Here is a 25,375-nt window from a genome sequence, read left to right as displayed (position 1 = left end):
AAACAGTAAAAATGCGACTATTTAGCGATCAGTAGCAGCTAAGTGTCTAATCTTGCATAAATAGCGGCCCCATTGGCGGCTTAGGTAAGTTGTAGTGCTCTGGGTAAGTCACATCCACCAGATATAAGCCATTGGGCTTTGATGTCGGCGCGGCAAATTTTCTATCTTTTAATGCTAGAAGTTCATTAACCCACTCAATTTTTTGATGTGACTGGCCGATTTCAAGTAAGGTGCCAACAATATTACGCACCATATGATGCAAAAATGCATTGGCTTTAATATCGATAATAATGAATGTTCCTTGACGAGTGACATTAACAAATTCAATGGTTCTTACCGGGCTATGGGCTTGGCACTGTAATGCTCTGAAGCTGGTAAAGTCATGTTCACCAACAAACAATTGCGCGCCTTGGTGCATCAAATTGTGATCCAGTGGGTAGTGATAATGGGTTAAACCCTTATTTAAAATACCCGGTCTAAATTCACTGTTATTGATAATATAACGATATCGACGTGCAGTCGCTGAAAAGCGAGCATGGAAGGTCTCATCCACTTCTTTCGCCCAGCGGATTGCAATATTATCAGGTAGCTTGGCATTAACGCCTAATGTCCACGCTGACATCGCTCGATTAGCTTGAGTATCAAAATGTATGACTTGACCTGTTCCATGTACCCCAGAATCTGTACGTCCCGCACAGATAATTTCAATCGGTTCATTGGCAATTGATGATAACGCCGCTTCGATTTGCGCTTGCACAGAATCAACTTCTTTCTGTCTTTGCCAACCAAAATATTGACTACCATCGTATTCGACGCCTAAGGCCACACGCATTGATTAAACCCTCTAATTTTAAGTGCGCGCATTTTATAACAAATTAACTGAAGATGTAATGCAAAAGCACAACCCACTGTCAGAGTCTGTATACCTGATACAAAAACGGCGCAGTTAACTGCGCCGTTTTATGTACTTTATGATTAGCTTATATCATTCAGTAGTTTTGAGGCTTCACTTTGTTGGCGTTCATTACCGTCAATTTTGACTTCAGTGAGTAATGCTTTGGCAGCATCTTCATCTTCAATCTCAATGTAGGCACGGGCCAGATCTAATTTGGCATTAACTGAATTTTCTTCGTCATCAACATCAATCATTTCCGCATTGCCAATAAGGGCATTAACTTCGCCCATATCCACTTCAACATCTTTGTACTGATCGCTTACTTCAACTATTTCATCGGCATCATTTAATAATACGTCAATATCGATGAAACCGTTTTCTTGTTCAAAGGTATTAAGAGTCTCTTCAGATGGTGTTGATTGCTTTTCTTCAGCGTCAAGGGCTGCAAGGGCTTCATCAACAGTTAAATTATCTTCAGTAAGAGAATAACTGCCATCATCTGCACTATTAACTTCATCTGCACTATCAACATCATCTTGGTTGCAGGCTTGTTTAAATAATTCTGACTCCCAATCTAATTTGGCCGGCTCAGCTTTTTTTGATTTTAGATCATCAAAAAAGCCTGACTCTTTTGGCTCAAATTCAGGGTTTTCGTTAAGCTTGCTGTCATGGTCAGTGTCAGTGTCTTTATCAGCGACTGTGTCTGGAGCTGCATCAGTTTCAGCTAAGTCATCATCAAGTGCTGACAGGCCTGCCAGCATGTTATCAAATTCAGCTTCAGAGCCTCTTTCGTCCTCCGAAAACTCATCGATTGAAAATAATGGCGGTTCATCATCCTCGGCGAGCTTATCGACATCAAAGTCTGCCAATAACGCATCAAGATCGTCGGCATCTGTATTGCTATCGTTATTAGACTCTGTTGATTTCTCAGCCGCTAATAACTGGTTAACGAGGGGATCATCGTGCTGATCATCATCTAGGCCAAGAGTGACATCATCACCAGAGGCAAATGTGAGTGGCTCGGCTTGGCGCGTATCTGTATCTGCAAGGCTGGCTTCTGGCTCATTATTCATGTCAGCAAGCAAGGCATCTAAATCGGCATCCGATGTGGTGGCGTGTTCGTGCTCGCCTTGTTCCTGCTCAAGCTCGGCGGCAATTTGCGCGGCGAAATCATCTGCCCCAGTAAATGACTCTTCAGGCTCTGCTGTCTGTTGAGGTAACTCGGTTTGTGTTTCTAAATCTGAAATGAGTGAGTCAAGATCGCTATTGTCGCTATCAATTTCAAGCTCTGATTCAATTTGGGCTAGCTCAGAAGCTAATTGCTGCTCGACATCGACATCTGAAGTGGCTAGCGGAGTAAACTCTTTTTCAGGATCGACTGTTGCCAGTAACTCATCAAGATTCTCGCTGTCATCTAATGTGGTGGCAACATCGCTTTCTAATTCAGCTGCAATTTCGGCAGAAAAATCTTCTGCCCCTTCAACATCATCAGTAACGTCGATGGATGCAAGTAAGGCGTCAATATCATCAACTGAATCATCAACTGCGCTATTGGCAGATTCATCAGCCTGTGTATCGACAACATTTGATGATTCAGGCGCTAAATCAAAGTCAGCTAGTAAGCTGTCGATGTCATCTTGAGTATCTGTTTCTGGCGTTTGCTGTAAAGATCCGCTATCTAATTCACCGTCTGCTTCACTGCCTGCTTCGGTTATAGCTTCATCTGCCGGTAAATCAAAATCTGCCAGTAAGCTGTCGATATCATCTTGGGTATCTGTTTGGCTTGGTTCTGGTGCGACTTCAAATTCAGCTTCTGCAGCAACTTCACCAGCATTATCCGTCGGTAAATCAAAATCTGCCAGTAAGCTGTCGATGTCATCTTGGGTATCTGTTTGGCTTAGTTCTGGTGCGACTTCAGATTCAGCTTCAGCTTCAGCTTCAGCAGCAACTTCACCAGCATTATTCGTCGGTAAATCAAAATCAGCCAGTAAGCTGTCGATGTCATCTTGAACATCTGTTTGGCTTGGTTCTGGTGCGACTTCAGATTCAGCTTCAGCTTCAGCAGCAACTTCACCAGCATTATCCGTCGGTAAATCAAAATCAGCCAGTAAGCTGTCAATGTCATCTTGGGTATCTGTTTGGCTTAGTTCTGGTGCAACTTCAGTAGTATCCTCTGCTGGTAAATCAAAGTCTGCAAGTAAACTGTCTAAATCTTCTTCGTCTGTTTGTTTAACTTCTGCTGATTCATCAAGACCGTCAAGTAAGCTTTCAAAATAGTCTCCTTCGTCTTCTATAGACGCCAATTCGACTTCTTGCTCATTCATGGCTTCAGACCACAAATCATCTAGTGAGGTGCCTTCAGCTATTTGTTCGCTAGCCTTTTCATCTTCGATATACATATCAACATCATCAGCACCATCTAAAGATAATTGCGTTTCGTTGGTGATATCTAGATCAAGCAAATCTTCCGTAGAGTCTTCTTCATCTAAATGAATCGCTAAGTCATTGAGATCGTCAATATCATCCGTAACGGCTAATGATTCAGCCACTGCAGCTTGTGGGCCTGCCATTGAGGCTAAGGGTTCTGAACTAGTTTCAGCTTGAGGTGTTTCATTGATGCTTTCATCCTGCTCATTTTTACGGCGCATCAGCCAGAAAATAATCAGAAAGATTATAATAAGCGGTAATGCCGCGATAACGGCAAGCAATATCATGTTGTCAGCAATTGACCGCCAAAAGTTAGTTGGCTGCTCAATGACTGTTGGCTTAGCATTTTCAGCAACCAATAGCGCGTAGGCCGCTTCAAGTTCAGTGTGCTTTTCAGAAAGTAATTGTAACTCTTCTTGTGAGACAGAAAGCTGCAAAGACAGCTCTTTTATCTTCGCTTTTAAGGCAGCGTTGTCAGCGTCCTTAATCATTAACATATCTTCTGAACGCGCCAATTCATCGGTTAAAGATAAACTTTTACTTTGTGCGTTCTCGAGTTTAACGGTTAACTCATCAATGAGAGGTTGGTTAACCTCGACTGTATTTTTAAGTGTTTTTTCAGCTACGATGGCTAACGGTTTTTGAGCTGAAGTTGCGCTCGTTTGCCCAGCACTTACCGCAGGCTTTTGCGGCGCTTTGACCGTTATATTGGCATTCGCGAAGCGTTTATCATTATCTTCAGCCCGAAGCTTGGCATCCGCTTTGGGGATTTGCGCCATCACATCTGCAGAAGGGACCAACAGCGTCATCCCCCGCTCTAAAGAATTATAATTATCACTGCTAAAGGCGTGGGGATTAGCATCAAAAAGTGCCGCCATCACTTGGTATATGGTGATATTTTGATTGGGCCTAACCTTTTGCGCAATACTCCAAAAAGTGTCGGCTGAAGTTGTAGGACCATATTGACGGGCAACGATAGAATTGACTTCGCCGTTGGGGCCGGTAATTTTTAGCGTCTGAGCATGGACAGGCTCAACCGTAGAAGAAGCAGAAACAGCGGCCAAAGCACAGGCCATTATGCCAACAAAATAAGCAGTACGAAGAATCATCAATCTTTCCTTTGAGCGCTATGGGGTTGTCATCATGACAACTGGCTTTAGGCAATTGTATTTATTAGTTTTAGTATTCATAAGACTATAAACCAGATTTAATTACCCTGCTACTGTGAACCACGCTAAAATGAAAAAAGCCTGCAGGCTGCAGGCTTTTTAATCTAAATAGCTCTATTTATAGGGATATTATCGTATTAATAATAATCTCTAATCAAGACTTCGGCTATTTGAACACTGTTTAAAGCAGCACCTTTACGGATGTTATCGGCAGTCACCCATAAATTTATACCGTAATCATGAGAAATATCTTTTCTCACACGGCCAACAAATACTGGATCGGTACCTGCAGAGTCTGTCACTACCGTTGGATAATCTTCATCATTTTCAAATAACACGATACCTTCAGCATCACGTAGGACGGCTTTTACTTCTTCTGCTTCAACAGGTTGGCGAGTTTCAAGGTGCACTGCTTCTGAGTGACCATAAAAAACCGGAACACGCACCGCTGTTGGATTAACCACGATATCGTGATCACCAAAAATCTTTTGCGTTTCCCACACCATTTTCATTTCTTCTTTGGTGTAACCATTGTCCATAAACACATCAATTTGCGGTAATACGTTAAAAGCAATTTGCTTTGGGTATACTTTATTTTCAGCTGGTAAACCTTGAAGTAGTTTGGCCGTCTGACCCGCTAATTCTTCAATAGCTTGCTTACCTGAACCTGATACAGACTGGTAAGTTGCCACGTTAATACGTGAAATACCAAATGCATCATAAATAGGCTTTAGCGCCACTAACATTTGAATGGTTGAACAGTTAGGATTAGCAATGATATTACGATTACGGAAGTCTGCGATGGCCTGCGGATTAACTTCTGGTACCACTAATGGCACATCGATGTCATAACGAAAATGTGAGGTGTTATCAATCACCACACAGCCATGCTCTGCAGCAATCGGGGCCCACTTAGCTGAGACGTCACCACCTGCGGAGAAGAATCCAATTTGAGCCGTGCTCCAATCGAACGTATCCACATCTAGAATTTCGACTTGTTTACCATTAAAGCTAACGGTTTCACCTGCACTGCGGCTACTGGCTAATGGGTATAAGTTTGCAACCGGAAAGTTCCGCTCTTCAAGGATCTCAATCATAGTTTGACCCACTGCGCCCGACGCACCTAAAACAACAACATTAAATTCCTGTGACATAATTAACGCTCGACTCCTGAAAAACCTAATTTATAGACCCAATTTACCTTACAAGCACCCGTGTTGACTAGCGACAATGCACTAAATTCACGTCGATGAGTGTGATTTTTTCTCATATGATCGAAGCCATTGTGATTTAGAAAGGTTTTTCTAAATAATTCGTCATCATCTTTGAGGTTATAAACCTGTCTAGCAAGGGTAAGTAACTGACTTTCTGTCGGTTGCTCTGCCACGGATAATTGATTAATAAAAAATGACGGTAACAGGCTCGATACTGATTTCTCATGGGGCAACTTTAGGATGTCACACAATTTTTCAAACAACATAAAGGTGCCCCGAGCTTTGCCTTCTAAGCTATATCCAGCAATGTGAGGAGTCGCAAATTCAGCTAACGGCACCAGCTCAGCCATTGGGTGTGGCTCACCTTCCCATACATCTAAAACCAGTTTTAAATCGTCACGTAGACGCTTAACTTTTATCAAGGCTCGGTTATCAATGACCTCACCTCTGCAGCAATTTAATAACCAGGTATTTTCTCTTAGCTGCAGTAATCGAGCTTCATCGAATAAATACCAGGTTTTATCTGCGCCTTCTTTGGTAATTGGCACATGTAAACTGATGATGTCGGCTTGCTCGATTATGGTATCTAATGACACGAACTGGCGTTCATCCGCAGCACTTTTTTCTAAAATAGGATCACATAACAGTACTTTCATGCCATAAGCGTTTAGGCACTTTTCTAATGCTGAACCGGTATTACCCGCACCGACAATGCCAACAACTTTATTTTTTATTGGCTGCTTAAAGCGTTTAGCCAATTCAAGCATGGCGATAAAAGCATACTCGCCCACCGCTGTAGCATTGCATCCAGGGGCATTAGTAAACGGGATATTACGCTGCTTAAGATAGGCTAAATCAATATGGTCGGTACCTATGGTGGCACTGCCAACAAACAGTAATTTGTTTGCTTTAGACAATAAGCCTTGATTGACCTTAGTAACTGAACGAACTAGCAGCACGTCAACATCAATCAGTTGCTCTGGTGCTAATGAGCGACCATTTACGCGCTCAATTGTCCCTAGGTGCCCAAATAAGGCTTCCACATAAGGCATGTTTTCATCGGCAACGATTTTCATAAGTGTAATTAGCCATAAATACTGTGATTATCTGCTTATTCTATCAAGTTATTAGAATGCATAGGTATCAATGAATTAGAAATATTGTTTTCGAGCCGCATTGATTAGCTATGTGTAAAAATAGTTTTAATCTGCTTTAAAGGTCAAAAAACACAAAAAAACCTTCTAGTCTGTCGACTAGAAGGCTTTGATTACTTTATACGAACGACTAATAAAGTCGCTGTCTAAGCTTATTTATACTTGCGCATAACCAAAGTGGCATTAGTGCCACCAAAGCCAAAGCTGTTGCTCATCACAGTCGTTAGCTTTGCATCACGATACTCAGTGACTAAAGGAATACCAACGGCTTGTTCATCCAAGGTATCGATATTGATACTTGGTGCAATAAAGCTATCTTCCATCATCACTAAGCTATAAATGGCCTCGTGAACACCGGCTGCACCTAATGCATGGCCAGTCAATGATTTAGTTGATGCAACTGGAGGCATGTCTGTCGGAAAAACCTCACGCAAAGCTTCAAGCTCACGCACATCACCAACTGGGGTTGAAGTACCATGAGTATTGATATAATCAATTGGGGTATCAACATCAGCTAGCGCCATTTGCATACAACGCACAGCACCTTCACCTGACGGTGCAACCATGTCGTAGCCATCAGAAGATGCGCCATAACCAATGATTTCCGCATAGATTTTTGCGCCACGAGCTAATGCATGCTCTAACTCTTCAACGACAACAATCCCGCCGCCACCAGAGATAACAAAACCATCACGGTCAGCATCGTAAGTACGTGAAGCCTTTTCAGGCGTGTCATTATACTTAGTTGACAATGCCCCCATAGCATCGAAGCCCATGGTTAGGGTCCAATCTAGTTCTTCTGCACCACCAGCAAATACCATATCTTGCTTACCCATTTGAATAAGCTCAGCTGCATGGCCAATACAATGTGCTGAAGTTGCACAAGCAGAACTAATTGAATAATTCATACCTTTAATTTTAAATGGGGTCGCTAAACAAGCACTCGCCGTACTGGCCATAATGCGCGGTACAATATAAGGGCCAACACGTTTTACGCTTTTTTCACGTAAGGTGTCAGCTGCTTGTACTTGATTTTTAGATGATGCGCCGCCAGTACCGACCACTAAACCCACGCGATGGTGAGAATACTGCTCTTCTGTCAAATTAGCATCACTGATTGCTTCTTGCATTGCAATATAAGCGTAAGCTGCTGCGTCTCCCATGAAGCGTAATGCCTTACGGTCAATATGCTCAGCAGGGTTTAATTTGATATCCCCCCAAACATGACTACGTAATTTCATTTCTTCAAATTGATCTGAATGGGTGATACCACTACGTCCAGCTTTCAATGACTCTGTCACTTCTTGCTTGTTATTACCGATGCTAGAAACAACACCTAAACCTGTAATTACGACTCTTTTCATTTTATGCTATCCATTTTGTACATGTCAGTACCTAATTTTGCTGTGGCAATGATATCCGCTTTAGATGAATAAAGTGGTCAGCTTTCAGCAAACACAGGTAAAATAATCTCAATTGAATCATTTTGAGTAACGAACTTTGACCAAATTAACCACTGACTTCCTTTTTATAGACCGAGATTGTGCAACATTTTCGGCCAAATATCCAAGTAGTTACTGTCAAAATCCTGATTATGCCTCTAGCATAAGGCATTATCATCAAACTGTCCTGTCTGATGCAGCAGTCTCAAATAAAACCTTATCGATTGCTCAAATAGGCTTCGGTATTGGTATGGAGCTCATGTCACTATGGCAGTTATCTCTAACAAAAAACCAAAAAACACTGCTCAGCATATTTGAACCTAATCCTATAAATTCAGCTGAATTAGGCTTTTTACATCAACATCTTGATAAACAAGATCCATTTTATGAATTAGCCTTAGTCCTTCAGCAAGCTTGTATCGCCAAAATATCTGGTTGCCAAAGATTGGTGTTAGCCAAAGGTTTATTCACTGTTGATCTGTATTTCGGTTCATTGTTAGAAAATTGCCAAGGTATTCCCAACGCCGAAAAAATGTTGATATCAAACTGGCATTGCTTACCTCATACGATTACAAGCCAATATATAGATCAATACCTTAGTGAAAAGTTACTGTGGCAAATGGGCAGACTGAGTGAAGATACAGCCAATATTCACTATTTTGACTCTGCCAGTGACAATGATAACGCAACGCGCTTTAAACAACTTAACCTATTAGCCAGCAGAAGCGGTTTTGGCGTAAATAATATTTTTAACCAGAAAAGTGAATGTCAACCTGATACTCAAAAACACGATTCTATTGCCTTACAAGAGCGCCAAGCGCTGCGCCGCAGTACTGATAGCCATTACGCCTATTGCTTGAGCCCTTGCAGTGAACATCATCAAAGCAGTGACGACACTATCGCCATTATTGGTGGCGGTATAGCTGCAGCCTATTTGGCGTTATCACTGATTGAACGTGGGCAGAGTGTCACCATTTATTGCAAAGATAACCAATTGGCTGATGGCGCATCGGGTAATAAGCAAGGCGCTATTTATCCCCTACTCACTCCTGATAACAACCTGATGAGTCAGTACTTTCAACAAGCTTTTTTATTCAGTCGCCGTAGGTTGCAGCAATTAACAGCGTTAGGTCACCAGATTGACCATCAATTTTGTGGTGTACTGCAAACTGGGTTTGATGAGCGCAGTGATGCCAGACTGAATAAAATTATGCTTGGTCAGCAGTGGCCAAAAGAAATTGCTTTCAGTGTTAACGCTGAGCAAGCCAATCAACTGGCAAAAATCGACATCAACAAAAATGGCTTTTACTATCCTTGGGCTGGTTGGATCTGCCCTTTTGAATTTGCTCAGGCAGCCATTGCTCATGCCACTTCAGTTGCAGAAAAAAATGGCTGTAAATTAATAATTAAGCTCAACACTAAAATTAACAGCCTTGAGCGCGTTAGCAGCCTTGAGCGAGTTAACAGTCCTGAACGGGTTAACAGCCTTGAGCACGACATTGACTTAACACAAGATGGCAAAGTACCCTCTCAGAGTGCTTACTGGCAACTTAACGTCAGTCATGACAACGAGCAACATGATAGCTTTAGGCATGGTAAAGTCGTCATCGCTTCAGGGGCTCAATTAACTGATTTTAAACAAACTAAATTATTACAGGTCACAGGCTTTCGTGGCCAAGTGAGCCATATACCCAGCCAAGGTGAACTGGCTCAACTTGATACGGTGATTTGCGCCCACGGCTATCTCACTCCCAGTAATAATCAGCGCCACTGTGTTGGGGCAAGCTATGTAAAGTCGCCCGATAATGTAGATTACAGTCCCACTGAGCAATTAGAAAATGCCCAAAAAATGCATCAGAGTTTTCCTGAGCGTAACTGGCTGTGCGATATTGATGTATCAGCTGCCAGCGCCAGAGTGGGCGTTAGAATGGTTACTCGTGATCATTGCCCTATGATGGGACTCGCCCCTAATGTTGAAGCCATTTATGCCCAATATAATCAGCAGCCATTAGAGCAACATCAGCATAGTCCCGCTAGCCGAAAGTTTTGGCAGCAACACCAAGCACCAAGCTATGACAATTTATTCATTTTGGGAGGACTAGGCTCAAGAGGCCTAAGTTCTGGGCCTTTAGCTGCAGAGGCATTAGCGGCAATGATATGCAATCACACGCCACCACTTAGCTATGAAATGCTGGCAATGCTTAACCCCAATCGAATGTGGTTAAGAAAGTTACTCAAAGGTAAAGCGTTAAGCTAATTGAGCGTTTTAATTCAATCGACAGAGATAACAATGAATCATCTAATCCATCAAGCTTACGAAGGCGAGATTTACGGCATTGCATTTTTTAGTTACTTTGAAAATGTTGACGATAATGATGAGCAAAATAAGCTCTGAAAGGCGTTAGTGGAAGTAGAAACGGTTACCGCAGAGTTATTACTACAGCATCTTTTGAAACAACCTCAAAAATATGTGTTTAAAACCGCTGAATTAACCGCACAAGGCGATGACGATGCCAAAAAGTGGAGCGACTTACCTTGGCTTGAATTAATGCAGACCTTAAGCCAATGGGTTGAACCTTATGAAGTAAAATATCGACAATGGTTACAGCAATGTCAGCTTCAAGATGGTCAAGAGAGCCGTCAATTAGCACCGACATTTGAACTTATAGCAGAACATGAAACTGCAATTTATCACTGCTTACAAGCTGAGCTAACTCGAGCCTATGCACAAGCAGAAACTCAAGTAGCAACACAAGTAACAACACAAGTAGCAACACAAAAAAGTGGCTTGGAATATTTAAGCTCTTTTTTGAACAAATACAACAAATAGCCACTTAAGCATCTAAAAATCAGGCATAAAAAAGCTCAATAGGACATTATCTTATTGAGCTTTAGTTATTACCAGGCGATTAACGCTGAACCAATTAACCGTTTACTTTTTTAGCCAAGTTTTGACTTTGGTACGATTATTATTGTCGCGACTTTCACGAATTAATTCATCGTCTGCCGCTATTTGAGTGCTTTTTGATAAGCGGTCATAAAGCAATACATTCACTGACGCAGCTAAGTTCATACAACCGACCGTTGGCACATAAACCACATCATCCGCGGCATCGATAATTTGCTGGGGTATGGTGCCATCTTCAGGGCCAAAAATATAAAATGCATCTTGCGGGTGCTCAAACAAAGGCAGCGGCGTTGCGCCAACCACTAGATCAACACAAATGATTTTTGCGCCTTGTGGCACTTGCTCAAGTAAAGACTCAACAGCGGTGAGCGGAATAGTAGCGGCCGCATTTTTGGTATCGATGTCATATTGCGCTTCACCAGAACGTGCCGCCAATGCATAACGATTACCAGTGTAAAAAACCGAATTAGCTCGGTAACAGCCAGCAGCGCGCATAATGCCGCCAACATTTACTGGTGTTTTTGGGTTAACAAGCCCAATTGAAACAGTTTGCTTAGTCATAGATTATTTAATGTCGCTAATAATTTGACGAAGCTGTAACCATGCAGCCTTGACTAGACTGAAATCTGCTTCATCTAGTTCATCGTTTGCTAGCGCTAAACAATCGACCATTTTATCATCTAATGCATCGATGCCAGAAGTCTGCTCTTGCTCAAGCTGTGACAATACAACAGCGATATGGCCTTGCAAATAACCACTGGCAAATAACGCATCATCATCGCCATGGGCAACGTTACTTTCAATCCATGACTCTAATGCAGCATCATATTTTTCTAACATGGTTTAGCTCTCCGATAAATCTGGATTTGCCACTTGGTACATCACGTAATCGTGGTATCCAGTAACAATTTTATAATAGCCCGTAAGCTCTCTATCTAATTCTGGGTCGCCACTATCCACAATTAATGGCCTGCCTTCAAGTGCTTTTAACTTAGTTTTTGTAGCAAGGATAATAATATTGTCTTTACCAACTTGTTTTATTAGCTCTGGAGACAACTGCTGATTACCTCGACCTAATATGTGGCCTTGACCGCCAATGAGGGTAATAACCAGTTTTGTGGGTTTATGCTGAGTAAGCTCAATTAACTGTTTAGCAGTAACATCACTGGCTACTAAGGTTTGATCATGAATCACATCAACACCTAATAAGGTGTTATCGATATTGAGGTCTTCCATTAACGCAGCAACAGTAGAGCCACTGCCTATGATATACAGCTCATCTTCCATCTGACTAATCACATCAGCTGCGATATCAGCTAACACCAGTTCATCGACTTCCTTGCCGCCCATTTTTACCGCTTGAATATAACGTGGCTCTGCAGGCACCTGCATTTCACCGTATCGTTTAGCTTTTACCACACCTTGCCTAAACGCCACTTCATCAATATCCATCACGTCAGCGTCCATCAAGCTCACCAATTCACGTTTTAACAGCATTTCAACCACAACACCGGCAGCATGGGGGGTAATCGCATACACCCCAGAGTGAATCTTAACCCCAGCAGGCACACCTAACACAGGTAAAAGCGCAGTATCATCTTGCTCAATGACACTATAAATATCTCTGGCAGTGCCGTCACCACCGGCAAATAACAGTAAATCTAACGATTCATTGTTCAGTGCTTTAACGGCTGATTGAGTGTCTTTAGCTTCGGTTATATTCGCAGACTGATAAACGCACTCAGTATTAAACCCAAGCTGTTGGGCTAAATCATGCCCCATCGCGCCGGATGCGGTAATAATATCGATTTGATCTTTAAATGGCAGCACAACCTCTAAAGCTTGTTGCATTCTAAGCTGCGCTTTGGGCTCAGCGCCTTTTGCAATAGCTTGCGCCGCAACACCGTCAGAGCCTTTTAACCCGACACTACCACCTAATCCAGCAAGCGGATTGATAATCAAACCTAAACGAAAACGCTTCACGAAATAACGTCCTTTTTTTTCTCTGAAATGGCCATAACGGCAAGCATAGATAAAAATGCACACATAGCGGCAAAAATCCAAGTATTGGTAGAGCCAGAACCATCACCCCAAATAAGCCCGCTTATCCAAATACCGAGCGCGCCACCAAAACCAAAGCTGATACTGGCGTACATGGCTTGGCCTTTGCTGCGATGGGCAATATCAAAATTACGATGAATAAACTGAATAGAAGCCGCATGGGTTAAACCAAAAGTAAAGGCATGCAGCGCTTGGCTAATGGATAAAATTAAGATGCTATCAACCCCATAAGCTAACAACAACCAACGAACAGCCGTTAATGCCACACTGAGTAGCAGTAATAATTTAACCCCAAACCGACCCAGTAACCTTGGTGCTAGCATGAACATTAAGATCTCGACCACAACACCAAAAGCGACAAATAACCCCGCGCTCGCTTCAGAGTAACCCGCTTGCTTTAGGTAAAGTACGAAGAAGCCATAAAATGGCCCAACACTCATCTGTAATAATAAGGCTGAGACTAAAAACCAAAATATAGGCGCGGTAATTTTTAAAGGGGGCCTTAAAGATGCGTCAGCAACTTTGACTCGATTAGCAGGCAACGCCAAGGAACACAAAAACATACCGATGAATAACAGCATGCCAATTGAGGGCAATATGTCAGCGCCAAACTGGCTGATAGCAAAGCCACCAGCCACCACTAAACAAATGTAACCGACACTGCCCCAGCTTCGAATCGCGCCATAGCGATGCGCTTCATCACCCAAACTTTCAAGGGTAATCACTTCTAACTGAGCGAGAATTGCATTCCAAAAAAAGGTATAGATAAACAAGCTAATGGCAAGGTAAACCACACCAGCATCAAAGAAAAAACTGATGTAAGTTATCGCCGCGGCAGCTGATCCAAACTTAACTAACTCACTGCGCATGCCCGTTCTATCAGCGACAAACGCCCAAACGTTAGGTGCAATGATGCGTGTTCCCATGAGTATTGCCATGAGAAAACCAATTTCTTGCGCATTGTAGCCTCGGTTATCGAAAAACACACCGAGATAAGGAACCATTAAACCGAGGATGGAAAAGAAAAAGAAATAACAAGCACTGAGCCAAACTGCTTTTGGCTCAGTGCTTAACAAATTAGGCATTACTTCATTCCGATGACAGGGGTTTGGGAAACCACGTCCTGATTTTGCGCGCGATGACGAAGTAAGTGATCCATCAATACGATAGCCAGCATGGCTTCGGCAATCGGTACAGCACGAATACCAACACATGGATCATGACGACCTTTAGTGACCACATCTGCTGTGGTACCTTGAGCAGTCATACTTTGACCAGGTACTGAAATACTAGAAGTTGGTTTTAATGCAATATGCGCAACAACAGGCTGACCAGAAGAAATACCGCCAAGTACTCCGCCCGCATGGTTAGACTCAAATCCTGCTGGCGACATTAAATCACGTCCTTCTGAGCCTTTTTGGGTTACCACACCAAAGCCATCACCAATTTCAACGCCTTTAACCGCATTGATACCCATTAACGCATGAGCAATATCGGCATCTAAACGGTCAAATACTGGCTCGCCTAAACCAACAGGAACACCTGTAGCTGCCACGGTAATTTTGGCACCGATAGAATCGCCTGATTTTTTCAAATCGCGCATGTATTCGTCTAGTTGCTCAAGCTTACTGGCATCAGGGAAGAAAAAGGCATTTTGCTCAACTTCATTTAAATCAACTGATTCAGCGCAGATAGGACCTAGCTGAGACATGTAACCATGGATTTCAATACCATGTACTTGCTTTAAATATTTTTTAGCTACAGCGCCAGCAGCAACTCGCATCGCCGTTTCACGCGCTGATGAACGTCCACCACCACGATAATCACGCAAGCCATATTTTTGCTGGTAAGTGTAATCAGCATGACCAGGACGGAATAAGTCTTTAATATTTGAGTAATCTTGGCTACGTTGATCGGTATTTTCAATCAATAAGCCAATCGATGTACCGGTAGTTTTATCTTCAAATACCCCTGACAAAATACGAACTTCATCAGCTTCGCGACGCGCGGTGGTATAACGAGATGTCCCAGGGCGGCGACGATCGAGATCATGCTGCATATCTTCAACGGTTAACTCAAGCCCTGGAGGGCAACCGTCAATAATACAACCTAACGCGACACCGTGACTTTCTCCAAAGGTAGTCACTACAAAGTTTTGACCAATACTATTTCCTGACATGCGTTCTGATTACCTCAGCTAAATTTTATGCTAATAGCTATTATTCACTATCCCTATTATTCACTATCTTTGTAGATGGCGAAAAGTGATTCATTTTCAACTAGCTGATCATAAGTCAATACAAACACGCCGTCGCCGCCATGTTCAAACTCAACCCATGTAAATGGTACGTCTGGGAACTGCTCAATTAAATGCACCATTGAGTTACCCACTTCAACCACTAACAGACCATCTTTTGTTAGGTAGTCTGATGCATTAGCTAAAATACGCTTGGTTAAATCTAAACCATCACGACCCGATGCCAGCCCAATGGCAGGCTCATGATGATATTCATCTGGCATATCGCCAATATCTTCTTCATCTACGTATGGTGGATTAGATACGATCAAATCGTACTGCGGCCCTTTTGGGATAGCAGAAAACATATTTGACTGAATAGGGAAAACACGATCTAGCACGTCTAAGGATTCAATATTAATTTGAGCAACTTCAAGTGCATCTTCACTGATATCTAATGCATCGACTTCTGCATCTTCAAATGCATAGGCACACGCAATTGCGATGCAGCCACTGCCGGTACATAAATCCATCACACGATGAACTGGCTTGTTATAAAGCCAAGGGCTGAAATTATTGTTGATCATTTCAGCAATTGGAGAACGTGGTACTAACACACGTTCATCAACATAAAACTCTAAATCAGCAAAGCGTGCTTTATTAGTCAAATATGGAACAGGTAGACGCTCACGAACACGGCGAATAATTAATTCCACTATTTTATGCTTTTCACTGCTGGTTAAATTGGCATGAACCACTTGCTGGCCGATTTCTTCAGGAAGGTGCAGTGCGTAAAAAACCAAAGCAATCGCTTCGTCCCAAGCATTATCAGTTCCGTGACCATAATAAATGTTGGCATCGTTAAAACGGCTAACGGCCCAACGTAACATATCGCCAACGGTTCTTAATTCGGTGACAGCTTCATCTACAAAGATTTTATCCAAAACATCGCTCCTGAAAAATTGTTCCCGCACATTGTAACTGAAGTCTATTAAGATGACCTAGAATTCAATACAATAGCAGCATGAATAAAGAAAATAACCCTGACTTTGCACTGTTTTCAGAGCACTTGGATGGTATTAGGCCATTAAACCAAGATAAGCATCATTTTAAACAGTCAGTCAAAACTAAACAACAAGTCGAAATCAAAGAACAGCAGGTTTATGCCGACAGTTATTTTTCAGATAACTATCAGCCGTTACTCCCCGTTGAAGGGCCGATGCGCTGGTTAAACGATGGTGTTGAAAAGATTGAATTAAAACGACTTCGCCGTGGTGATTACCAACCTGACTTGTTACTTGATTTGCACGGCATGCGACAAGCTGAAGCTAAACTTGAGCTTGCAGCCTTAATACAAGCCTGTGTGAAACAGCATGTTATCTGTTGCTGCGTCATGCACGGCTATGGCTCAGGGATTTTAAAACAGCAATTACCCATGTGGCTGGCTCAACACCCAAAAGTCAAAGCCTTTCATCAAGCCACCAAAGAATGGGGCGCTGATGCTGCGCTACTGGTATTGATTGATATTGGTGAGCATCCCCATAGAAGATAGCGGCTATTTACAGTTAATAACGACAAGCATTTAAATAATTATCTTGAGCCAAAACTAAAAAGAGCCTTAAAAGGCTCTTTTATATTAAATACTCAACCAAGATTCAATAACTGCAGTTACCAATCACTCATTGGAAGAACTTAAGCGCTTATTTGAGTTGGGGTTTGCATTAGCTCAAAATGAAAACCGTGTTCGTTTTTATCAATCGATACAATAGCCGATGTAGCAAATATCGGAGGCTCCATACCTGCAACTAACTCACTGACCATATAACCTAGAATAGGCATGTGAGCGATAACTAACACCTTTTGAGCATTGTAATGTTCAGCATAAGCTAAAATAGCATCAACAGCGATTTGAGGGCTGCCAGAAGGCGTTATATCATCTAACACTAACCATTTGTTTGGTTCCGGTAGATGTTTAGCCACTTCTTGCCATGTTTGTTGTGCCCTTAGGTAAGGACTTACTATCACTAAATCGACACTGTTTACTTTCTGCGTTAACCAATTGGCCATGGTATTTGATTGATTACGCCCAACTTGAGATAACATACGCTCTCTATCAGATGGGGCGTCAAAACTTGCTTCGCCATGGCGCATTAAAAATAGCTGCATACTTCTCTCGCTACTCATTATTATAGTGTTTATTGGCTAATTGTAGCCTTAAATAATTCATCCACAAAGAAACTATGAAGTAAAATTAATTAGTCTTTAGTCGATGTTTCTATGAATTTTATGCGTATTATTCTGAAAAGCTATTAAACTCTTTCAACAGTGTGACTAAAAGTTGCTAAAAACCGCTAACAATATCACTATATATATTCAAACTACTTTTTTAATAGTTGCAAAGTGAGCAACAAAGAACCCAAGTAGTTACTCAAGTCGTTATACAGTGCCTTCTCATCTGGAGCATTATCTTGACCATAAAACCAGACACTACACAGCCTGAAATAGTGAAAAGCCCAAATGATCATCGCCAATACCAATATATGGTTTTGGAAAATGCATTGCGGGTGTTATTAGTTGAAGATACCAAGGCTACCCATGCGGCAGCGTCCATGACCGTATCTGTGGGTCACTTTGACGACCCCACTTCACGACCCGGCATGGCGCACTTTTTAGAGCATATGCTGTTTTTAGGCACTGAAAAGTATCCAGATTCTGGTGAATATCATCAGTTTATCAATCACCATGGTGGTACCAACAACGCTTGGACAGGCACTGAACAAACTAATTTTTTCTATAGTATTGATGCTGAGCAATTTGAAGAATCTTTAGACCGATTTAGTCAATTTTTTATCGCTCCTAAATTTGACTTAGAACTCGTTGATAGAGAAAGGCATGCCATTGATTCTGAATACAGTTTAAAGCTTAAAGACGATATTAGACGGGTTTACCAAGTACAAAAAGAATCAATCAATCCAGCACATCCATTCAGTAAATTTTCAGTGGGCAATCTGCAAACCTTAGCAGGCGACGAAGCTGATGTGCGCCAAGAATTACTGGATTTCTATCAAGAAAAATACAGCGCCAACATTATGACATTATGCCTAATATCGCCGCTATCGTTAGACCAGCAAGCTGAAAAAGTACAACAATATTTCAGTGCTATTAATAATAAAAAGATAATAAAGAGCTACCCTGACACCCCTTATTTAAGCCAAGAGTTATTACTAAAAAAAATTAATATCATGCCAGTAAAAGAGCAAAAGAGGCTCAATATTAGTTTTGCCCTGCCTAGCATGGAACCTTTTTATAAAACCAAACCACTGACTTTCATTAGTCACTTATTAGGCAATGAAAGTCCTGGTAGTTTACTGTCATATTTAAAAGAGCATGGTCTAGCCAATAATTTATCGGCAGGTGGTGGGGTCAGTGGTTACAACTTCAAAGATTACAGCATCAGTATCCAGCTAACCGACAAAGGTTTAACGCAAGTTGATGAAATCGTAACCTGCACATTTGAATACCTTGAATTAATTAAAGAGTCAGGCATTGAGCCTTGGCGTTATCAAGAAAGAGCAAGCCTGTTATCTACAGCCTTTAAATTTCAAGAACAAATCAAAAATCTAGATCTTGCCAGCCACCTTAGTATCAACATGCAGCACTATGATGTTGAAGATGTGGTTTACGGTGATTACCGAATGGATAAACTTATTGAGACAGAAACTCTTGAGTTACTTCATTATTTTAATCCTAACAACATGCGTACTCAGTTACTCTCAAAGGAAGTAAGTACTGACACTCAGGCGCAATGGTATTTTACCCCTTACTCTATTGAGGAGATCTCAAAAGAAAAAGTGGCCCATTGGCAGCAGGTAAAACCAAGAAAAGAACTAAAATTACCCCTTAAAAATCCTTTTATCGTTGACGACCCACAAGCTAGAAGTGAACTAAGTACCAGTGCTGTGCCGACCATTGTGGCTGAAGATGAAGGTTACCGTTTTTGGCATCGTAAAGATGATGAGTTTAACGTACCCAAAGGACATTTATATTTATCCTTGGACTCAGATCAAGCTAGCCCCACCCCAAAGCATGCCGCGTTAACAAGACTGTATGTTGAGATGGTGCTAGATTACCTCGCTGAAGCCACTTATCAGGCTGAAGTAGCAGGACTAAATTATAATATTTACCCTCATCAAGGTGGAATAACACTGCATCTAACCGGCTTTACCGGTAATCAAGAAACGCTATTAGCTTTAGTAATTGAAAAAGCCAGAGAGCGAAACTTTACCCAAGATAGGTTTAAGCTTATCAAAAAGCAGCTTATCCGCAGTTGGACTAACGCAGCCCAAGCCAAACCCATCGCGCAGCTCTTCACTAGCTTGACTGTGACACTGCAGAAACGCTCTTACGAGCCCACTAGAATGGCAGAAATGCTAGAGGAAGTGACACTAGATGAATTACATGAACACGTAGGGGCATTTTATGAAAAAATTTATGTTGAAGGTTTAGTCTATGGTGACTGGTTAGCGAGTGAAGCCCAGCAACTGGCGAGACGCTTAAAACAGGTTCTGTCATTGGTAACAAAGCCCAGTAACGAATCTAGTCGCGAACTCATTAATCTGTCTAATCGCGGCATGTTAATGCGCGAACTCAACATTGAGCATCAAGACAGCGCGATCATTATTTACTACCAATCAAAACAAACAACTCCCCATCAAATTGGGCTGTTTAGTTTATTAAATCATACGATGTCTTCGACATTTTTCCATGAACTCAGAACAGAAAAACAACTTGGCTATATGGTCGGAACGGGCTATTTACCTTTAAATCGACACCCGGGGATGATTTTCTACATCCAATCACCCACAACTGCGCCACGAAAGCTTCTTGAAGCCATCGATGAATTTATCGCGGACTTTAACTATGCAGTCATGCAGATAACCAAGGGGCAGTGGGAAGCTACTAAGCAAGGTTTGATCAACCAAATTTCAGAAAAAGATGCTAGTTTGAAAAGCCGAAGCCAACGCTACTGGGTCTGTCTTGGTAATCGTGATTATGAATTTAATCAAAGGGAAAAAGTAATAGAGGAAATTAAAAAGCTCACCCGCGCTGATTTGATTAAGTTTATCGTAGAAAATATGCGCTCAAAGCACAGTGACCGATTAGTGTTATTTAATGTTGGAGAGCAGCATCAACAACTTGAGCCTATTGCTAACACTCAAGTGATAACAGACTTGAAAGGCTTTAAGCAGCAAGCAGAGAAGTTTAATTTTTGAGAAACGTAATATTTTTCACCCGTAACTTAATCACATAATTAATTGTTACTACTTTACTAAACTGCGCATAAATACAGCAACCCAGTGGAATACGCTATAAAAACGTTAAAATTAGATAATTATGAAATAAATAACACTAAATAAACACTATATGCCCTACAAAGAAAACACTATACTGATCATTCACAACCTTAGAAATCAACCATTTTTTGACAAAGGCTTAACTTTCTGAAAAAGTGGTACTTTATTGTAAATAATTATCAATTGCAGCAGACAAAAGTATCCTTAATATGTCAATGATTAGACCATTCTTAATATGCGCATTTTTTATTCTTCAAAGCATTTCGTCTTCGGCTTTTGCTATTGAAAGTAATGATTATGAGTTGAACCTTAACATTGAAACCTTTACTGTCGATAATGGCTTATCACAACCGAATGTGACAAGTATTGTCGAAGACCACCAAGGTTATATATGGGTCGGTACAGTAAACGGACTTAATCGATTTGACGGAGTCAATTTTAAGCATTTCTATGCAGAAAATAACAATACAAACTTGCCCAGCTCATTTGTAAAAACACTGCTTATTGATGAAAAAAATAGGCTTATTGTTGGCACTGATAAAGGCTTAGCTGTTTTTGATGAAAATTCAGAAAAATTTATCCCCATCGTAATAGATGGTAAGATTATTGATGAATCGATTTGGCACCTTGCACATCTACCAGAAGGTATCGCGCTTGGTCTTAATAATAGAATCATCATTTTAAATGAGCAATTAACTCGGGTTATTTGGAGTTATGAAAGTAAAATATTACAAGAAGTAAAACGAATAATTAAAATTGATGATGATTTTTTTATCAGAAATTATAATGGCTTAGTATTTAAACTATCAAAAAACAATTTATCTATCATAGAGCACAATTCAAATGATATTGGACTTTTAAACAATGAGCTTATTATATCATCTCCAAATGGTCTTTATAGTTTCAAAAACAACCTAAAGATGAAGTTTTCAAATCATCAACTCATGTATTTGGAACAATCAAAAAGAAACGATAGTATAACATCAATAATCAATTCAAATCTCGTCACCGTTTCAAAAAATAAAAAAATAAAAAATATCGGTTATATTACTGCCAACACTTCAATAACAAGACCGATCATAACAGAAACAAAATCATCTATTTTTGTTGCAGACGTTAATATCGGACTAATAAAAATCGATAGAAATAAGAATCTAATAAAGACCTCTAAAAAAATCAATGGAAATACTTGGTCAATAACAGCAAATGAGAATAGTATTTTTATTGCAACTGGCAATTCTGAAGTAAAAATATTAGATAATAATTTAAAAGAAAAATCGACTATAAAACTGAACAATATACAAGGACCAAAATCTATTGAATTATTAGATGACAATTTGTACATCGGTAACATCAATGGATTGACTAAAGTTGATTTAAACTCATTAACGACAATAAAACTATCTGATGAACAAGTAATCTATGTAACAGTTGATAAAGCAAGGAAGTTGGTTTATGCATCAACCATTGATGGAAAAATACTAATTTTAAAAAATGATAATTTAATTCAAACTATAACCACAGGTGAGCGTTATCCGGTATTTCAAGTACTAAGGGAAAATGATACATTTTGGGCTGCTACCCAAGGTGGTTTGTTCAGAATCACGGGTAAGAACAAAGATAAAGTATATGATAAAAATATGGTAATGAGCCTTGCCTTAGATGGAGATCACATACTATTCGGTACAATAAATTCACTTTTAAAGCTTTCAACTAAAGACTTAAGTTTACAAAAAATATTCCAAAATAACAAAATAGTTTACTCAATTGAAATCTTAGATAGTTTTATTGTCTCGGCTTCGGATACAGAAATAAATATCACTAACAAAATAAACCTAAAAAATACCTCAATATCAAATAAAAATGGCGCGCAAAATGATTATAACTCTCAAGGTTCAATAATTACTGGGGATGATATGCTTTTTACTGGTTCAAGTGGAATAAGTATTATCAACCCTCAAAAAATATATAATGAAATCATTAGTGAAATCCCATCAAAAGTTGCTCTGACCGATTTCCAGGTTTTTAACATCACAGAAAAACTTGGTGGAGATATCTTATCAAAACCAATTAACATCCAAGAAAATATAACGTTAAAATACTCAGACTATCCTTTCTCCTTTACTTTTATTACACCAGGCAAGTCTTTGGACGATTACACTTTTTATTATCAAATGGAAGGGTTAAATGACGATTGGTTACCTGCTCAAAATATTAACTCAGCAACTTATACTAACCTTTCTGCTGGCACTTACTATTTTAACGTTTATGCTATTAATAATTTATCAGGCAAGCAAGGAGAAACAAAATCAATACAAGTGACTATAACCCCGCCTTGGTATTTATCTTTTGAAGCAAAACTATCCTATACCGTATTGGGCTTATTAATATTGCTACTCATAGCCAAGACAATTTTACGCAGACGAGAAATACAAAAACAAATAGCCCTTAGTGAAGAAAGATTAAAATTATCACTATGGGGTAGCGGTGATGAAATGTGGGATTGGGATATTGAAACCGGTGAAATTTACCGATCCAATATCTGGGGAACATTAGAGTTTCCTCAAGATGGCCATCGCTCAGGAAAACCTGGAGAAGAAAGCAATATTCACCCCCTCGATCAAAATAGAGTTAAAACAGCCCTTAATGACCACTTTAAAGGGCTAACAGATCATTTTGAAGTTGCATACCGCGTTAAAAGCCTTCAACACAAATGGGTTTGGGTACTAGATAGAGCAAAAATTGTTGAAAGGGATCACAAAGAAAAACCGCTGCGTATGACGGGTACCATCAAAAACATCAATAATATTAAACAAACCGAAGAACAATTAAGACTATTCGAAAGAGCAATTGAAAACATTTCTGAAGGCATGTTTATTCTAGATGACAAATTTCATTTTGTTGAAGTCAACGATGCTTGTTGTCAATTAACCGCCCAAAACCGAGCTGAATTTCTTGGACAATTATTTAACTTTACTCGTTACCCTGACAGCTACTCTAACCAAATTCACGCAGCTTTGGCCCAACAGGGCAGCTGGAGTAATGAAGTAGAGGCCAATCGCGGCGATGGTAGCCATTTCTTAATGGAGCTCACCGTCGATGCTATATACAACGAACAAGGCGAAACCAGTCATTACGTAGGGGTATTCTCAGATATTACTCGTCGTAAACAGCAAGAAGAAGAAGAACTACGCAAATTAACCAATAGTGATTTGCTCACCGGGCTACCTAACCGTTCTAGTTTACAAGTAACCTTGAACAATCTAGTGAAAAAAGACGTCCACCATACATTAATGGTATTGGATTTAGATAATTTCAAACGTATTAACGACTCGCTAGGCCACCAAACTGGTGATGCGTTACTTATTGATGTCGCTCGTAGGCTTCAAGAAAATATTCCAAATCACGTTAGTTTATATCGTCTTGGCGGTGATGAATTTGCCATCTTAGTTGACCATAACCCTGATATTGGTTCATGTGCGGCTATCGCCTCTCGAATAATAGACTCATTGAAACAAGAGTTTAAAGTTGATAACGAATCCCTCGTTATTAGCTTAAGTATCGGGATAGTTTTATACCCTGAAGATGAGCAAAATGAACAAGCCCTATTAAGAAAAGCAGATATCGCTATGTATCATGCCAAATCAGGGGGTGGCAATCGTTACCAATTCTATTCAGAGTCTTTAAACAAAAATGCGCTACGCCAATTAGAAGTAGAAAACTTGATCCGAGAAGGATTAAAAGAAGATTACTTTGAAGTCTATTACCAACCCAAAGTCGATTTAAAACAAGACAGCCTTGCTGGAATGGAAGCTTTAGTTAGATTAGTTCATCCGGAATTTGGTGTCATCCCGCCAAATGAATTTATTCCACTTGCTGAAGAAAATGGTTTAATTGTCGAAATTGGCGATCTGGTTTTACGTAAAGCCTGCTTTGCAGCACAGAAGTGGCGCGAACAAGGTGTATTTAACGGCCGTGTAGCCATAAACTTATCTTCAAGACAGTTTGCCCTACCTGATTTACAGCAACGCATATTAAGTGTATTAGAGCTCACAAAGCTCCCAGCTTGTCACCTTGAACTAGAAATTACTGAAAGTACCATTATTAAAAATCCAGATAATGCCATCAAAGTAATGAATCAGCTTGCCCAAATGGGGGTGACTCTAGCCCTTGATGATTTTGGTACTGGGTATTCATCGCTTTCATATCTCAAACATTTCCCAATTCATTGTTTGAAAATTGATAAATCTTTTGTGGATGATATCGATAAATCAGATCGTGATTTAAAAATGGTCGATAGCATTATTACTATCGCACATAACATGGGCTTATCTGTTGTCGGAGAAGGTGTAGAAGAAACCGCGCAATTAAATATATTAAAAGCCTTAAAATGTGAAGAAATCCAAGGCTACATCTTTAGTAAGCCTGTTCCAGAAAAAGATTTCACCGAATTATTAAACATCAATCAAAAAAAACAAAGTAAAAAAACCGCCATTTAAGCAACATTGGCATAAC

At 40.4% G+C, this 25,375-nt stretch carries 16 protein-coding genes and 1 pseudogene; 5 read left to right on the top strand and 12 right to left on the bottom strand.

The window, feature by feature from the left end:
- Positions 1–46: 46 nt before the first annotated feature.
- The 5 genes from truA to fabB form a co-directional block, all read right to left on the bottom strand.
- Entirely contained in the window at positions 47–832 is a 786-nt protein-coding gene (gene truA / locus Q4533_RS01695) for a tRNA pseudouridine(38-40) synthase TruA (RefSeq protein WP_102437454.1), read from the bottom strand.
- Between the two features lie 143 nt (positions 833–975).
- The gene (locus tag Q4533_RS01690) at positions 976–4,431 is read right to left on the bottom strand and encodes a FimV/HubP family polar landmark protein (protein WP_303501574.1); all 3,456 of its coding nucleotides are present in this window, start codon (positions 4,429–4,431) and stop codon (positions 976–978) included.
- A 197-nt stretch (positions 4,432–4,628) separates the two neighbouring features.
- On the bottom strand, positions 4,629–5,645 hold the full coding sequence (locus tag Q4533_RS01685; RefSeq protein WP_102437458.1) for an aspartate-semialdehyde dehydrogenase: 1,017 nt from the start codon (positions 5,643–5,645) through the stop codon (positions 4,629–4,631).
- Positions 5,646–5,647: 2 nt separating this feature from the next.
- Complete coding sequence (locus Q4533_RS01680; RefSeq protein WP_102437460.1) at positions 5,648–6,781, bottom strand: 4-phosphoerythronate dehydrogenase; 1,134 nt, start codon at positions 6,779–6,781, stop codon at positions 5,648–5,650.
- A gap of 230 nt (positions 6,782–7,011) precedes the next feature.
- The gene (gene fabB / locus Q4533_RS01675) at positions 7,012–8,223 is read right to left on the bottom strand and encodes a beta-ketoacyl-ACP synthase I (RefSeq protein WP_076537142.1); all 1,212 of its coding nucleotides are present in this window, start codon (positions 8,221–8,223) and stop codon (positions 7,012–7,014) included.
- 328 nt (positions 8,224–8,551) lie between these two features.
- Between fabB and mnmC the strand changes: the two genes are divergently transcribed.
- Complete coding sequence (gene mnmC, locus Q4533_RS01670) at positions 8,552–10,558, top strand: FAD-dependent 5-carboxymethylaminomethyl-2-thiouridine(34) oxidoreductase MnmC (protein WP_303501698.1); 2,007 nt, start codon at positions 8,552–8,554, stop codon at positions 10,556–10,558.
- A gap of 147 nt (positions 10,559–10,705) precedes the next feature.
- Positions 10,706–11,131: a hypothetical protein gene (locus Q4533_RS01665; protein ID WP_303501571.1), complete on the top strand. Its 426-nt coding sequence runs from the start codon at positions 10,706–10,708 to the stop codon at positions 11,129–11,131.
- A 102-nt stretch (positions 11,132–11,233) separates the two neighbouring features.
- Here the strand turns inward: Q4533_RS01665 and Q4533_RS01660 are convergent.
- The 6 genes and pseudogenes from Q4533_RS01660 to prmB form a co-directional block, all read right to left on the bottom strand.
- Positions 11,234–11,755, bottom strand: a pseudogene (locus Q4533_RS01660) (RNA methyltransferase); the annotation flags it as partial.
- Positions 11,756–11,773: 18 nt separating this feature from the next.
- Positions 11,774–12,049, bottom strand: coding sequence for a YfcL family protein (locus tag Q4533_RS01655; RefSeq protein ID WP_076537149.1), 276 nt, complete (start codon positions 12,047–12,049; stop codon positions 11,774–11,776).
- A gap of 3 nt (positions 12,050–12,052) precedes the next feature.
- A complete protein-coding gene (locus Q4533_RS01650) occupies positions 12,053–13,192 on the bottom strand; it encodes an ATP-NAD kinase family protein (RefSeq protein WP_303501568.1) in 1,140 nt (379 codons plus the stop codon).
- Positions 13,189–14,355: an MFS transporter gene (locus Q4533_RS01645; RefSeq protein WP_102476950.1), complete on the bottom strand. Its 1,167-nt coding sequence runs from the start codon at positions 14,353–14,355 to the stop codon at positions 13,189–13,191. The genes Q4533_RS01650 and Q4533_RS01645 overlap by 4 nt, the downstream gene beginning before the upstream one ends.
- Positions 14,355–15,449, bottom strand: coding sequence for a chorismate synthase (aroC, locus tag Q4533_RS01640; protein ID WP_303501566.1), 1,095 nt, complete (start codon positions 15,447–15,449; stop codon positions 14,355–14,357). The genes Q4533_RS01645 and aroC overlap by 1 nt, the downstream gene beginning before the upstream one ends.
- A 56-nt stretch (positions 15,450–15,505) precedes the next feature.
- Entirely contained in the window at positions 15,506–16,450 is a 945-nt protein-coding gene (gene prmB / locus Q4533_RS01635; protein ID WP_102437472.1) for a 50S ribosomal protein L3 N(5)-glutamine methyltransferase, read from the bottom strand.
- Between the two features lie 80 nt (positions 16,451–16,530).
- On the opposite strand from prmB, the gene smrB reads away from it, so the two are divergent.
- Positions 16,531–17,058 (top strand): endonuclease SmrB, encoded by a 528-nt coding sequence (gene smrB / locus Q4533_RS01630; RefSeq protein WP_102437474.1) that lies wholly within the window; start codon positions 16,531–16,533, stop codon positions 17,056–17,058.
- Between the two features lie 140 nt (positions 17,059–17,198).
- Here the strand turns inward: smrB and sixA are convergent, their stop codons facing one another.
- Positions 17,199–17,672 carry a phosphohistidine phosphatase SixA gene (sixA, locus tag Q4533_RS01625; RefSeq protein WP_102437476.1) on the bottom strand — a complete coding sequence of 158 codons (474 nt, stop codon included), beginning with the start codon at positions 17,670–17,672 and terminating at the stop codon, positions 17,199–17,201.
- A gap of 374 nt (positions 17,673–18,046) precedes the next feature.
- On the opposite strand from sixA, the gene Q4533_RS01620 reads away from it, so the two are divergent.
- Both Q4533_RS01620 and Q4533_RS01615 read left to right on the top strand, forming a co-directional pair.
- On the top strand, positions 18,047–20,779 hold the full coding sequence (locus Q4533_RS01620; protein ID WP_303501696.1) for an insulinase family protein: 2,733 nt from the start codon (positions 18,047–18,049) through the stop codon (positions 20,777–20,779).
- Positions 20,780–21,069: 290 nt separating this feature from the next.
- Positions 21,070–25,359: an EAL domain-containing protein gene (locus Q4533_RS01615; protein WP_303501563.1), complete on the top strand. Its 4,290-nt coding sequence runs from the start codon at positions 21,070–21,072 to the stop codon at positions 25,357–25,359.
- Positions 25,360–25,375 lie beyond the last annotated feature (16 nt).

The sequence above is a fragment of the Shewanella sp. 6_MG-2023 genome, from assembly GCF_030547195.1.
Taxonomy (GTDB): domain Bacteria; phylum Pseudomonadota; class Gammaproteobacteria; order Enterobacterales; family Shewanellaceae; genus Shewanella.
Note: the sequence above shows the minus strand (reverse complement) of the source record. Positions and strands in the feature narration are given on the sequence as shown.